Annotated in this window: 12 protein-coding genes, 1 rRNA gene and 1 riboswitch; of the genes, 12 read left to right on the top strand and 1 reads right to left on the bottom strand. The window is 69.1% G+C overall.

The window, feature by feature from the left end; all coding sequences use genetic code 11:
- Positions 1-33: 33 nt before the first annotated feature.
- The 11 genes from rrf to ACWGKQ_RS51025 all read left to right on the top strand — a co-directional run bounded on the left by rrf (position 34) and on the right by ACWGKQ_RS51025 (position 10,399).
- Positions 34-150: ribosomal RNA gene (rrf, locus tag ACWGKQ_RS50975) — 5S ribosomal RNA — on the top strand.
- 112 nt (positions 151-262) lie between these two features.
- Complete coding sequence (locus tag ACWGKQ_RS50980; RefSeq protein ID WP_453298974.1) at positions 263-871, top strand: CDP-alcohol phosphatidyltransferase family protein; 609 nt, start codon at positions 263-265, stop codon at positions 869-871.
- A gap of 127 nt (positions 872-998) precedes the next feature.
- Positions 999-3,494, top strand: coding sequence for a sugar phosphate nucleotidyltransferase (locus ACWGKQ_RS50985; protein ID WP_453298975.1), 2,496 nt, complete (start codon positions 999-1,001; stop codon positions 3,492-3,494).
- 106 nt (positions 3,495-3,600) lie between these two features.
- Positions 3,601-4,512 carry a DUF881 domain-containing protein gene (locus ACWGKQ_RS50990; protein ID WP_453298976.1) on the top strand — a complete coding sequence of 304 codons (912 nt, stop codon included), beginning with the start codon at positions 3,601-3,603 and terminating at the stop codon, positions 4,510-4,512.
- On the top strand, positions 4,509-4,841 hold the full coding sequence (locus tag ACWGKQ_RS50995; protein ID WP_046727248.1) for a small basic family protein: 333 nt from the start codon (positions 4,509-4,511) through the stop codon (positions 4,839-4,841). Before ACWGKQ_RS50990 ends, ACWGKQ_RS50995 begins: the two co-directional genes overlap by 4 nt.
- 5 nt (positions 4,842-4,846) lie before the next feature.
- On the top strand, positions 4,847-5,680 hold the full coding sequence (locus ACWGKQ_RS51000) for a DUF881 domain-containing protein (protein WP_453298977.1): 834 nt from the start codon (positions 4,847-4,849) through the stop codon (positions 5,678-5,680).
- A 190-nt stretch (positions 5,681-5,870) separates the two neighbouring features.
- Entirely contained in the window at positions 5,871-6,701 is an 831-nt protein-coding gene (locus ACWGKQ_RS51005; protein ID WP_453298982.1) for an FHA domain-containing protein, read from the top strand.
- A 42-nt stretch (positions 6,702-6,743) separates the two neighbouring features.
- Positions 6,744-7,481 (top strand): transcriptional regulator FtsR, encoded by a 738-nt coding sequence (ftsR, locus tag ACWGKQ_RS51010; RefSeq protein ID WP_453298978.1) that lies wholly within the window; start codon positions 6,744-6,746, stop codon positions 7,479-7,481.
- A 91-nt stretch (positions 7,482-7,572) separates the two neighbouring features.
- Positions 7,573-8,046 (top strand): bifunctional nuclease family protein, encoded by a 474-nt coding sequence (locus ACWGKQ_RS51015; protein ID WP_026253112.1) that lies wholly within the window; start codon positions 7,573-7,575, stop codon positions 8,044-8,046.
- 267 nt (positions 8,047-8,313) lie between these two features.
- On the top strand, positions 8,314-8,958 hold the full coding sequence (locus ACWGKQ_RS51020) for a MerR family transcriptional regulator (RefSeq protein ID WP_453298979.1): 645 nt from the start codon (positions 8,314-8,316) through the stop codon (positions 8,956-8,958).
- A 100-nt stretch (positions 8,959-9,058) separates the two neighbouring features.
- Complete coding sequence (locus ACWGKQ_RS51025) at positions 9,059-10,399, top strand: DNA polymerase IV (RefSeq protein WP_453298980.1); 1,341 nt, start codon at positions 9,059-9,061, stop codon at positions 10,397-10,399.
- A gap of 136 nt (positions 10,400-10,535) precedes the next feature.
- Here the strand turns inward: ACWGKQ_RS51025 and ACWGKQ_RS51030 are convergent, their stop codons facing one another.
- Entirely contained in the window at positions 10,536-10,916 is a 381-nt protein-coding gene (locus tag ACWGKQ_RS51030) for a PRC-barrel domain-containing protein (protein ID WP_189266722.1), read from the bottom strand.
- A gap of 113 nt (positions 10,917-11,029) precedes the next feature.
- Positions 11,030-11,123: riboswitch (glycine riboswitch) on the top strand.
- 180 nt (positions 11,124-11,303) lie between these two features.
- Between ACWGKQ_RS51030 and gcvPA the strand changes: the two genes are divergently transcribed.
- A partial coding sequence (gene gcvPA, locus ACWGKQ_RS51035; RefSeq protein WP_453298981.1) for an aminomethyl-transferring glycine dehydrogenase subunit GcvPA occupies positions 11,304-12,868 on the top strand: 1,565 nt, incomplete at its 3' end.

Below are 12,868 nucleotides of genomic sequence, written 5' to 3' on the forward strand. Positions count from 1 at the left end.
GTGGTGCGGCAGAGTTCTACAGTTTCATAGTGTTTCGGTGGTCATAGCGTGAGGGAAACGCCCGGTTACATTCCGAACCCGGAAGCTAAGCCTTATAGCGCCGATGGTACTGCAGGGGGGACCCTGTGGGAGAGTAGGACACCGCCGAACTCCTTTTAGAGCTCTGGCTCTTGGGCGACAAGCCCAAGAGCCAGAGCTTTTTTGCGTTGAGGTAGGGTCAGGGAGCAAAGTTGGCTCGTTTCCCACCACAGGAGGCTCCCGGGTGGAGGTCCAGGAGACCCGTGTCCAGACGGACCGGGTCCTCACCATCCCGAACATCCTCAGCATGGCCCGTCTCGTCGGCGTTCCCGTCTTCCTGTGGTTGATCCTCAGGCCCGAGTTCGGCGGGCCCAACAGCGACGGCTGGGCCCTGCTGGTACTGCTCTTCAGCGGCGTCAGCGACTACCTGGACGGCAAGCTCGCCCGGCGCTGGAACCAGATCAGCAGCCTCGGCCGGCTCCTTGACCCCGCCGCGGACCGGCTCTACGTGCTCTCGACCCTGGTCGGGCTCACTTGGCGGGAGATCCTGCCGATCTGGTTGACGGCCGCACTACTGCTGCGTGAACTGATGCTGTTGGTGATGGTGTGGATCCTCCGGCGTCACGGCTATCCGCCGCCGCAGGTGAACTTCCTGGGCAAGGCCGCCACGTTCAATCTGATGTACGCCTTCCCTCTCCTCCTGCTCAGTGACGGAACCGGCTGGATCTCGTCACTCGCTGCTATTTTCGGATGGGCGTTCGCAGGTTGGGGTACAACCCTGTACTGGTGGGCAGGAGTGCTCTACGTGGTGCAGGTCCGTCGCCTGGTTCGTGCGGACGCCACAGCCGATTGAACTCGGCGATTGTCCGGACCTAGTGGCCCCTCGATTGCTCTCGATGGCCCGCGGCGGAAAAGTGCGGGACAATCTTGACGGGTGAAGTCGGCTAGACCGTCATCTCTTAGAGGAGGACGCTTCCGACATGAAGGCCGTCGTGATGGCCGGTGGTGAAGGCACACGCCTTCGCCCCATGACCTCCAGCATGCCCAAGCCACTCCTTCCGGTCGTGAACCGACCGATCATGGAGCATGTGCTGCGGCTGCTCAAAAGGCATGGGCTCACCGAGACCGTCGTCACTGTGCAGTTCCTGGCATCGCTGGTCAAGAACTACTTCGGGGACGGCGAGGAGCTCGGTATGGAGCTCACCTATGCCAACGAGGAGAAGCCACTCGGTACCGCCGGAAGCGTCAAGAACGCCGAAGAGGCGTTGAAGGACGATGCTTTCCTCGTCATCTCCGGCGATGCGCTGACCGACTTCGACCTCACCGAACTGATCAACTTCCACAAGGCAAAGGGCGCGCTCGTCACGGTCTGCCTGACGCGCGTGCCCAATCCGCTGGAATTCGGCATCACCATCGTTGACGAGGAAGGCAAGGTCGAGCGTTTCCTCGAGAAGCCGACCTGGGGTCAGGTCTTCTCCGACACGGTGAACACGGGCATCTACGTCATGGAGCCCGAGGTATTCGACTATGTCGAGGCCGACGTTCCCGTCGACTGGTCCGGCGATGTCTTCCCGCAGCTGATGAAGGAAGGCAAGCCGGTCTACGGCTACATCGCCGAGGGCTACTGGGAGGACGTCGGTACCCACGAGTCGTACGTGAAGGCGCAGGCCGACGTCCTGGAGGGCAAGGTCGACGTCGACATCGACGGCTTCGAGATATCCCCCGGTGTGTGGGTGGCCGAGGGCGCCGAGGTGCACGCGGATGCCGAGCTGCGTGGGCCGTTGTACATCGGTGATTACGCCAAGGTCGAGGCCGGCGCGGAAATCCGCGAGCACACCGTCGTCGGGTCCAACGTCGTCGTGAAGAGCGGCGCCTTCCTGCACCGGGCCGTCGTCCACGACAACGTGTACGTCGGGCAGCACAGCAACCTGCGGGGCTGTGTCGTCGGGAAGAACACCGACATCATGCGGGCCGCACGGATCGAGGACGGTGCGGTCATCGGTGACGAGTGCCTGATCGGTGAAGAATCGATCGTGCAGGGCAACGTCCGGGTCTATCCCTTCAAGACCATCGAGGCCGGCGCCTTCGTCAACACGTCGGTGATCTGGGAGTCCCGGGGCCAGGCCCATCTGTTCGGCGCCCGGGGTGTGTCCGGGATCCTGAACGTCGAGATCACCCCGGAACTGGCCGTACGGCTGGCCGGTGCGTATGCCACCACCCTGAAGAAGGGGTCGACCGTCACGACGGCCCGTGACCACTCCCGTGGTGCCCGTGCGCTCAAGCGGGCGGTGATCTCCGCGCTCCAGGCCAGCGCCATCGACGTACGCGACCTGGAGAACGTGCCGTTGCCCGTGGCTCGGCAGCAGACCGGGCGGGGCAGCGCCGGCGGGATCATGATCCGGACCTCGCCCGGGGTGCCGGACTCCGTCGACATCATGTTCTTCGACGGGCAGGGTGCCGACCTCTCCCAGGCCAGTCAGCGCAAGCTGGACCGGATCTTCGCGCGGCAGGAGTACCGGCGTGCGTTCCCCGGTGAGATCGGCGACCTGTACTTCCCGGCCAGCGTCTTCGACTCGTACACCGGGTCGCTGCTGCGGAACGTCGACTCGACCGGGATCGCCGAATCAGGCCTCAAGGTCGTCGTGGACGCCTCCAACGGCAGCGCCGGACTCGTGCTGCCCAGTCTGCTCGGCAAGCTCGGGGTGGACTCGCTGACCATCAACCCCGGCCTGAACGAGGCCAGGCCCACGGAGACGGCCGATCAGCGGCGGGCGGGACTGGTGCGCCTCGGCGAGATCGTGGCGTCCTCGGGGGCCGCGTTCGGCGTGCGGTTCGACCCGGTCGGTGAGCGGCTGTCCCTGGTGGACGAGAAGGGCCGCATCATCGAGGACGACCGGGCGCTGCTGGTGATGCTCGACCTGGTCGCCGCGGAGCGGCGCAGCGGACGGGTGGCGCTTCCGGTCACCACGACCCGGATCGCCGAGCAGGTGGCGGCGTACCACGGCACCCAGGTGGAGTGGACGACCACCTCTCCCGACGACCTCACGCGCGTGGGGCGCGAGGAAGGGACCATCTTCGGCGGTGACGGCAAGGGCGGATTCATCGTTCCGGAGTTCAGCAGCGTGTACGACGGTACGGCGGCCTTCGTACGCCTGATCGGTCTGGTGGCGCGGACGCAGCTCACGCTCAGCCAGATCGACGCCCGGATCCCGAAGGCGCATGTCCTGAAGCGGGACCTGGCGACGCCGTGGGCTGTCAAGGGGCTGGTCATGCGGCGTGTCGTGGAGGCGGCCGATGATCGTTTCGTCGACACGACCGACGGGGTGCGGGTCGTGGAGACCGACGGGCGCTGGGTGATGGTGCTGCCCGACCCGGCCGAGGCGGTCACCCATCTGTGGGCCGAGGGGCCCGACGACGCCTCCGCGCAGGCCCTGTTGGACGAGTGGTCGGCGATCGTGGACAGCGCCGGTCGGTAAAGCGGCTGCACGCGTGCGTGCCGGACACGTGTCCCCATGGGGGCCGGTCCGGCACGCCGGTGGGGCCGTTCGGAGGTACTGGCCGCAACGTGCGACGATGTGCGGCATGCCGCAGCAACCCCCCGTTCGGAGCAGCGTCTCCAGGCCGTCGCGCCCGGACGCCTCCATGTCGTTGATCACCAACGTCATGGACCACAGCCTCGACGACGGGTATGCCGAGGCGGCCGCGCGGAAGCGGGCTCGGGGCGAGGACGGCGGTATGCCGAAGACCCTCCGGGCCCGGCTGGGCCTCGCCGGAGGTCTGGTGCTCGCGGCCCTGGTGGTCACCGTGGGAGCGGCGCAGGCGCGGGTGACGGCGCCCGTGGTGGCCAAGGAGCGCCAGGAGCTCATCGACCGGGTCGACCGGGAGACGGCGGCCGCCGACAAGCTGGAGACCAGTGTCGACAAGCTGCGGGACGACGTCAGCGCCCGCCAGCGCGCCGCGCTGAAGGACAGCGGCGGCAGCGGGCAGGCGGATCTGGTGGACATCCTGTCGGGCGCCACGGCGGTGCACGGCCCCGGTGTGAAGCTGGTGGTGAACGACGCCAAGGAGGCGTCCTCGGGCGGCGACCCCGGCAATCCCCGGGAGACCTCCGGGTTCTCCGACACCGGCCGGGTGCGGGACCATGACATGCAGCGCGTGGTGAACGGGCTGTGGGCCTCGGGCGCCGAGGCGATCTCCATCAACGGGCAGCGGCTGACCGCCCTGTCCGCGATCAGGGCCGCGGGGGACGCGATACTGGTCGACAACAGGCCGCTGGTGCCGCCGTACACGGTGCTGGCGGTGGGGGACGGGGCGAGGCTCGGCTCCAGGTTCCAGGACAGTCCCGACGGGCTGTACCTGCACGCGCTGGAGGAGAACTTCGACATCCGGGCGACCATCTCCACGGAGAGTGACGTCCGGTTGCCCGCCGCGCCGAGTGTGATCGTACGAACAGCACAGCCGTACACCGAGAAGACTGAGAAGGGCACATCGTGATCGCCGTACTTGGCCTCGTCGTGGGCGTCGTGGCCGGACTGTTGGTCCGGCCTGAGGTTCCGGCGGTCGTCGAGCCGTATCTGCCGATCGCCGTCGTCGCGGCGCTCGACGCCGTCTTCGGCGGTCTGCGGGCCATGCTGGACGGGATCTTCGACGACAAGGTCTTCGTGGTGTCGTTCCTGTCCAACGTGGTGGTGGCCGCGCTGATCGTCTTCCTGGGCGACAAGTTGGGTGTCGGGTCGCAGCTGTCCACGGGGGTCGTGGTGGTCCTCGGTATCCGTATCTTCTCCAACGCCGCGGCGATCCGGCGACACGTCTTCCGGGCGTGAGCGACATGAGCGAACACGAGGAGCGGCCGGAGCACCGGCTGCGCAGGGAACTCCCGGCCGAGGTGCCCGCCACGGCGCCGGAGGCCGAGTCCGCCGAACCGAAGCCGCCGGCCGGGCTGACCGGCCGCCGGCGGCTGGTCCAGGGGCTGTGGCCGCCACGCTTGAGCAGGGCCCAACTGATCGTCGCGGTGCTGCTGTTCGGGCTCGGGTTCGGGCTCGCCGTGCAGGTGGCGTCGAACAGCGACAGCGACAGCGCGCTGCGCGGGGCCCGCCAGGAGGATCTTGTTCGCATCCTCGATGAACTGGACGACCGTACTCAGCGTCTTGAGGACGAGAAGACAGGACTCGAGAAGCAGCGCCAGGAGTTGCAGAGCAGCTCCGACCAGGCGGCGGAGGCCCGGAAGCAGACGGCCGAGAAGGAGCGGCAACTCGGTATTCTCGCGGGCACTGTGGCGGCCCAGGGTCCTGGCATCACGATGACGGTCGACGACCCGAAGGGGACGGTGCAGGCGGACATGCTGCTCGACGCGATCCAGGAACTGCGCGCGGCCGGTGCGGAGGCGATCCAGGTCAACGGGGTACGGGTGATCGCCGGAACCTACCTCAGCGACTCCGGCAAGAGTGTGAGCGTCGACGGGAACAAGATCACCCAGCCCTACGTTTTCAGGGTGATCGGCAAGCCGCAGGATCTCGAACCGGCACTTAACATCCCCGGAGGCGTGGTGCAGACCCTGGAGAAGGAACAGGCGACTGTGACCGTCGAGCGGTCGGCCAAGATCGTCGTGGATGCCTTGCGACCGGCGAAGCAGCCTGACTACGCTCGGTCGTCCTCACAGTGAACCGGCGGTGCATGGGGGACGTCGGGCGAGGGCATGAGGATGCGGGGGGTCGGCGCACCGGGGAACCGGTGCGTGGTGGAAACTGTCTGGTGGATACGGACGTTGTGTGGTTGTCCGGGTCGGCCGGTTTATTCAGTCAGGGTTCGTCCTGCCCCACGGGCGGGTCTGTTTCGGTCAAGGGGAATCGCCCGTGAAGTTGTTTGCGAAGTTGTTCGGCAAGAGCGCGCGAGAGGGTAGCGACAACGCGACCGCTCGCCATCGGGCACAGCCCGACGCGGAGGGCCAGCGCCCGCTGTTCCGGGACCAGGTGGCTGGTCCGGGGGGTGACATTTCGGGAGGTCAGGGCGCGCCGTCAGTTGACCCGTCCCAGTCCGGCGGCATAGGTTTCGGGCAACCGTCAACCTCAGGTGCGGGTGGAGGGTTTGCCTCCGGCCCGTACGCGTCCAACGCCCCGGCGGGGCAGCCGCGGCAGGAGGATCCGTCCATGTCGGCCCTGGTTTGTACGAGGTGCGGTAACCGCAACGCGGAGAACGCCCGCTTCTGTTCCAATTGCGGTGCTCCGCTGCGTGCGGGCGCCGTCCCCGAGCGTGCGGCGGAGACGACGTCCACGATCTCGATCTCCGGTCTGGAGGCCTACGACGCGGAGGTCACCGGCCAGACGAAGATGCCGTCGCTCTCGCCGGAGGCGCAGGCGGCGGTCGACGCGCTGCCGCTCGGCTCCGCGCTGCTGGTCGTGCGCCGTGGCCCGAACTCGGGCAGCCGCTTCCTGCTGGACAGCGACCTGACCACGGCCGGCCGTCACCCCCAGAGCGACATCTTCCTGGACGACGTGACGGTCTCGCGCCGGCATGTGGAGTTCCGCCGCCAGCCGGACGGTTCGTTCACGGTGGCCGACGTCGGCAGCCTCAACGGCACGTACGTCAACCGGGAGCGCATCGACCAGGTCGCGCTGTCGAACGGTGACGAGGTCCAGATCGGCAAGTACCGGCTGGTCTTCTACGCGAGCCGGCAGGGCATCTGACCCCGCCGGACCTCGTCCGGGGGACCCCAGGGAAGAAGGCCCATGCTGCACACACCGAGCGGCGGTACCGGTCACGGCACCGCCGCCACGGAACCCGGGCTGATGAGCATCGGCACGGTGCTGAACGTGCTGCGCGACGAGTTCCCCGAAGTCACCATCTCCAAGATCCGTTTCCTGGAGTCGGAGGGGCTCATCGAGCCGCGCCGGACTCCTTCGGGGTACCGGAAGTTCAGTGCCGGGGACGTGGAGCGCCTCGGACACGTCCTGCGGATGCAGCGGGACCACTATCTGCCGCTGAAGGTCATCCGGGAGTACCTGGAAGCCATGGAGCGCGGCGAGGCGGTACAGCTGCCCGTGCTGGGGCGGCAGCGGGACGGTGAGGCCGTGCCGACGGTCGTGGAGACGCCCACGGTGGCCCGGATCGGCCGGGACGAACTGCTCGCGGCCGCCGACATCGACGAGAACTGCCTCGCGGAGTGGGAGTCGTACGGGCTGATCGCCCCGCTGGAGGACGGCGTGTACGACGCCGAGACGGTCACCGTGGCCTCGCTCGTGGCCGAGCTGGGCCGGTTCGGGATCGAGCCGCGCCATCTTCGGGTGATGAAGGGCGCCGCCGACCGCGAGGCCGGTCTGGTGGACCAGGTGGTGGCGCCGCTCAAGCGGCACCGCAACCCGCAGACCAGGGCCCACGCCGAGGCCCGTACGAAGGAGCTGGCGGCGCTCACGGTGAAGCTGCATGCCGCGCTCGTGCAGACCGCGCTCGGGGTGCGGCTGCCATGAGTACCACGACAGGACCCGGGCCGGGGCCGGATCGGGCGCGCGTTCCCGGCCCGACTACCCAAACGTCCCGGGCACGGCCTAGGGTTGCTGTGTGAACGAGCTCGATGTCGTAGGTGTCCGGGTGGAAATGCCCTCCAACCAACCGATCGTGCTCCTGCGCGAAGTGGGAGGCGACCGTTACCTCCCCATCTGGATCGGGCCGGGGGAGGCGACGGCGATCGCTTTCGCCCAGCAGGGTATGGCGCCGGCCAGGCCGCTGACCCACGACCTGTTCAAGGACGTGCTGGAGGCCGTCGGCCAGGAGCTCACCGAAGTGCGCATCACGGACCTTCGTGAAGGCGTCTTCTACGCGGAGCTGGTGTTCGCCAGCGGGGTCGAGGTGAGCGCCCGTCCGTCCGACGCCATAGCGCTGGCGCTGCGCACCGGAACGCCGATCTACGGCAGCGACACGGTGCTGGACGACGCGGGCATCGCGATTCCGGACGAGCAGGAGGACGAGGTGGAGAAGTTCCGCGAGTTCCTCGACCAGATCTCGCCCGAGGACTTCGGCACCAGCAGCCAGTGAGAGACCCGAGCGGCCCGTCACCCACCGCAAGGTCGGTGACGGGCCGGTTCGCGGCTGGTCACAGTTGAAACTCATGGGCAATTGCCAGCGGCCACTGAGAGCGTCCTACGGCTTCCCGCCAGAGCATTCGGCTAGCCTTTCCCCGCGGTGGGGCACGGGAAACCACTCCTAGGGTGATTATCACTCGGCGTGCCGAGTGTGGCGATCGTTGACGCACCCCTGGTGACTGCCTACCGTCGAGAAGGCAGGTCAAGGACGGAGGTCGGCGTGAGAAGCAGCGGCGACGGTACGGCTGGGGGTGCCCCGGAACGCGGTTTCGGGGAGAGCGGTCCGTACCCGCTTCACAGCAGCACTGCCGGTCACGCCCCGCAGCGGCCGACCGCAGTGCCGAGCGGCGGAGGGGCGGCGTCCATGGCCACCGAGGAGATCGGCTACCGCGGGCCAACGGCCTGCGCGGCGGCCGGCATCACCTACCGGCAGCTCGACTACTGGGCCCGCACCGGCCTGGTCGAGCCCAGTGTGCGGCCCGCCTACGGGTCGGGCACCCAGCGTCTGTACAGCTTCCGGGACGTCGTCGTCCTGAAGATCGTCAAGCGGTTCCTGGACACCGGGGTCTCCCTCCAGAACATCCGCACCGCCGTCCAGCACCTGCGGGAACGCGGTTTCCGCGACCTGGAGCGCATGACCCTGATGAGCGACGGCGCCACGGTCTACGAGTGCACCTCGCCCGACGAGGTGCACGCCCTGCTCCAGGGCGGTCAGGGCATCTTCGGGATCGCGGTGGGCGTGGTGTGGCGGGACGTGGAGAGCGCGCTGTCCCAGCTGCACGGCGAGCGGGTCGACACCGGTGAGACGCTCGTCGGGCACAACCCCGCCGACGAGCTGGCCCGGCGGCGCAACCGGGCGGTCTGAGGTCCTGGCCCGAAGACCCTTGGGCCCCTGAACTTCTTCTGATGCCCCGGCACGGGTCCGTGCCGGGGCATTGTCAGTGGCGTGGTGCAGCATCGGAGATGTGAGAAACGCGCCCACGATCCTGCATCTCGACATGGATGCCTTCTTCGCCTCGGTGGAGCAGGCGTCCAAGCCGAGCCTGCGCGGGAAGGCCGTGGTCGTGGGCGGGCTCGGACCGCGCGGTGTGGTGGCCACCGCGTCGTACGAGGCCCGGGTGTTCGGGGTGCACTCCGCGATGCCGATGGGGCAGGCACGGCGGCTGGCGCCGAACGCCGCGTACCTGGTGCCGCGCTTCGGGCTGTACCGGTCGATCAGCGAGCAGGTGATGGGGCTGCTGCGCGGGCTGTCGCCGCTGGTGGAGCCGCTCAGCCTGGACGAGGCGTTCGTGGACCTGGAGGCCGGTGAGACGGCCCGGGACGCGGCGACGGCGCGGCTGGTGGGGGAGAGGCTGCGCGCGGACATACGGGCCGTCACAGGGCTCTCCGGGTCCGTCGGGCTCGCCGCCTCCAAGATGCTCGCGAAGATCGCCTCCGAGCAGGCGAAGCCCGACGGGCTGGTGCTGATCGAGCCGGGCACCGAGCGGGCGATGCTGGGGCCGATGCCGGTGCGGACCCTGCCGGGGGTGGGGCCGGCGACGGGGGACCATCTGCGGCGGGCCGGGATCACCACGGTCGACGAGATCGCCGAGGCCGGGGAGGACGAGCTGGTCCGGCTGCTCGGCAAGGCCCACGGGCACGCGCTGTACGCGATGGCCCTGGCCCACGACGAGCGGCCCGTGGTGGCCGAGCGGGAGACCAAGTCGGTGTCGGTCGAGGACACCTACGACGTGGACATCCACGACCGGCTGCGGGTGGGCCTCGAGGTGCAGCGGCTGGCCGACCGGTGTGTACGGCGGCTGCGGGACGCGGGGCTGTCGGGGCGGACCATCGTGCTGAAGGTACGGCGGTACGACTTCTCGACGCTCACCCGGTCGGAGACGCTGCGGGGGCCGACCGACGATCCGGCGGTGGTGCGGGAGGCGGCCGCGCGGCTGCTGGACTCGGTGGACACGACGGGGGGTGTGCGGTTGCTGGGGGTGGGGGTCTCGGGGCTGGCCGACTACACACAGGAGGACCTGTTCGCGCAGGCGGCGGCCGGGGAGGGGGCGGCGGAGTCCGCGGCGGAGGAGGACGTCGCGGAGGCGGTCGCCGAGGAGGAGGCGGTCGCCGAGCGGCGGTGGCCCGCGGGGCACGATGTGCGGCACGCCGAGTACGGACACGGATGGGTGCAGGGGAGTGGGCTGGGACGGGTGACGGTGCGGTTCGAGACGCCGGGGGCGGCGGGGCCGGGGAGGGTGCGGACGTTTCGGGTCGAGGACCCTGAGCTGGAGCCGGCGGAGCCGTTGCCGTTGGTGCCGGGGTGACTGTGGGCGGGGTCGCTTACCGGCGCTGGCAGGGTGCCGCTGCGCCCACCCGTGCCGCCCTGCGGCACGCCTGCCCGCAGCTGAGTAGCTGAAAGGGGGCGGCTGGGCAGCGACCCGACCGAACCCGGCGTCGGCTTCACGCCCCCGCGTCCTCCGTGCCCGCCAGTTTGCCGAAGTCGTGGTCCGGATGGCCCTGGGGCGGGGGAGTCGTGTCCAGGCCGTAGTGGTGGTAGAGCTGGAGTTCCTGCTCCGGGGAGAGATGGCGGCCTACCCCGAAGTCGGGGGCGTCCTTGATCAGGGCGCGGTCGAAGGGGACGTGCAGGGTGCCCTCGACCAGTTCGCTGGGCTCCAGGGGCACGAAGGCGTCCCGGGAGAACAGGCCGGTGCGTATGGCCGCCCACTCCGGCACGCCCGTCGCGTCGTCGAGGTACACCTCGTCGATCGTGCCGATCTTCGTACCGTTGCGGTCGAACGCCTTGCGGCCGATCAGGTTGCGCGGATCGATGTCGGTCAGCACGGGCCCTCCACTTGGTCGCAACTCATCCGTAAGCACTACAAAAGAGCACATTCAAGGAGGCGGCCACTCGAAGGCTCCGGTGTTGCCCTCGCTGGTAGGCTGGCAGCGGCTGCTGACCCCGTGCGGGAGAGTCCTCCGGGCAACCGGAGGCGCCGAAGGAGCAAATCCTCCCCGGAATCTCTCAGGCACACGTACCGCACGGACGAGGTCACTCTGGAAAGCAGGGCGGACGTCGACCGTGTCCGCCCTCACCGACGGTGAAAGCCGGAAGTCCGCGTGGGCGGAACCGGCGAAGCTCTCAGGTTGAGATGACAGAGGGGGAGGCCGTCGGGGTACCCGTGCCGGGGTACCCCTCGAAGGTCGCGTCAGACCAGGAGGCCTCCGCACATGACCGCCCGCATTCCGCTCTCCGAGCTTGAGCAGGGTATTCCCTTCGAGCAGCGCCACATCGGGCCCGATCACGAGGCTCGGGCCAAGATGCTCGCCCAGGTCGGCTACGGCTCGCTGGACGACCTGACCGCAGCCGCCGTGCCGGACGTGATCAAGAACACCGAGCGCCTGGAACTGCCCGGCGCCCGGACCGAGGCCGAGGTGCTGGCCGAGCTGCGGTCGCTGGCCGACCGGAACCAGGTGCTCGACTCGATGATCGGCCTGGGGTACTACGGGACCTTCACGCCGCCCGTCATCCTGCGCAACGTGATGGAGAACCCCGCCTGGTACACGGCCTACACGCCGTACCAGCCGGAGATCTCCCAGGGTCGGCTGGAAGCGCTGCTGAACTTCCAGACCGTGGTCGCCGACCTCACCGGACTGCCCACCTCCGGTGCGTCGCTGCTCGACGAGGGCACGGCCGCCGCCGAGGCCATGGCCCTGTCGCTGCGCATGGGCAAGAACAAGAAGGGCGTCTTCGTCGTCGACGCGGACGCGCTGCCGCAGACCATCGCGGTGATCCAGACCCGGGCCGAGCCGACCGGTGTGGAGGTCGTCGTCGCCGACCTCAGTGACGGGATCCCGGCCGACCTCGCCGCGCGTGAGATCAACGGCGTGCTGATCCAGTACCCCGGCGCCTCCGGTGCCGTACGCGACATCAAGGCCGTCGTCGAGCAGGCGCACGGAGTCGGCGCGCTCGTCACCGTCGCCGCCGATCTGCTCGCGCTGACGCTGCTGGCCTCGCCGGGCGAGCTCGGGGCCGACATCGCCGTCGGCACCACCCAGCGGTTCGGCGTCCCGATGGGCTTCGGCGGGCCGCACGCCGGCTACATGGCGGTCCGCGAGAAGTTCGCGCGCAGCCTGCCCGGGCGGCTCGTGGGCGTCTCCGTGGACGCCGACGGGAACAGGGCGTACCGGCTGGCGCTCCAGACCCGCGAGCAGCACATCCGGCGTGAGAAGGCCACCAGCAACATCTGCACCGCGCAGGTGCTGCTCGCCGTGATGGCCGGCATGTACGCCGTCTACCACGGGCCCGAGGGGCTGCGGGCGATCGCGCAGCGCACGCACCGGTACGCCACCATCCTCGCCGCGGGGCTCAGGGCCGGCGGAGTCGAGATCGTCCACAGTGCCTACTTCGACACCCTCACCGCCCGGGTGCCCGGCAAGGCCGCCGAGGTCGTCGCCGCTGCCCGCGAGGGCGGTGTCAACCTGCGGCTCGTCGACGCCGACCACGTCTCCATGGCCTGCGACGAGACCACCAACCGAGCCCAGCTGGGTGCCGTCTGGACGGCCTTCGGCGTCGAGGGCGACATCGAGGCGCTGGACGCCGTCGCCGAGGACACGCTGCCCGAGGCGCTGCTGCGCGCCGACGGCTACCTGAGCCACCCGGTCTTCCAGCAGCACCGCTCCGAGACCGCGATGCTGCGCTACCTGCGCCGGCTCGCCGACCGGGACTACGCGCTGGACCGCGGCATGATCCCGCTGGGCTCCTGCACCATTAAGCTCAACGCGACCACCGAGAT

It is taken from the genome of Streptomyces sp. NPDC054770 (assembly GCF_053611985.1).

Coding starts and splice junctions, on each gene's coding strand:
- ACWGKQ_RS50985 (WP_453298975.1), top strand. CDS start 999: ATGAAGGCCGTCGTGATGGCCGGTGGTGAAGGCACACGCCTTCGCCCC.
- ACWGKQ_RS50990 (WP_453298976.1), top strand. CDS start 3,601: ATGCCGCAGCAACCCCCCGTTCGGAGCAGCGTCTCCAGGCCGTCGCGC.
- ACWGKQ_RS51000 (WP_453298977.1), top strand. CDS start 4,847: ATGAGCGAACACGAGGAGCGGCCGGAGCACCGGCTGCGCAGGGAACTC.
- ftsR (WP_453298978.1), top strand. CDS start 6,744: ATGCTGCACACACCGAGCGGCGGTACCGGTCACGGCACCGCCGCCACG.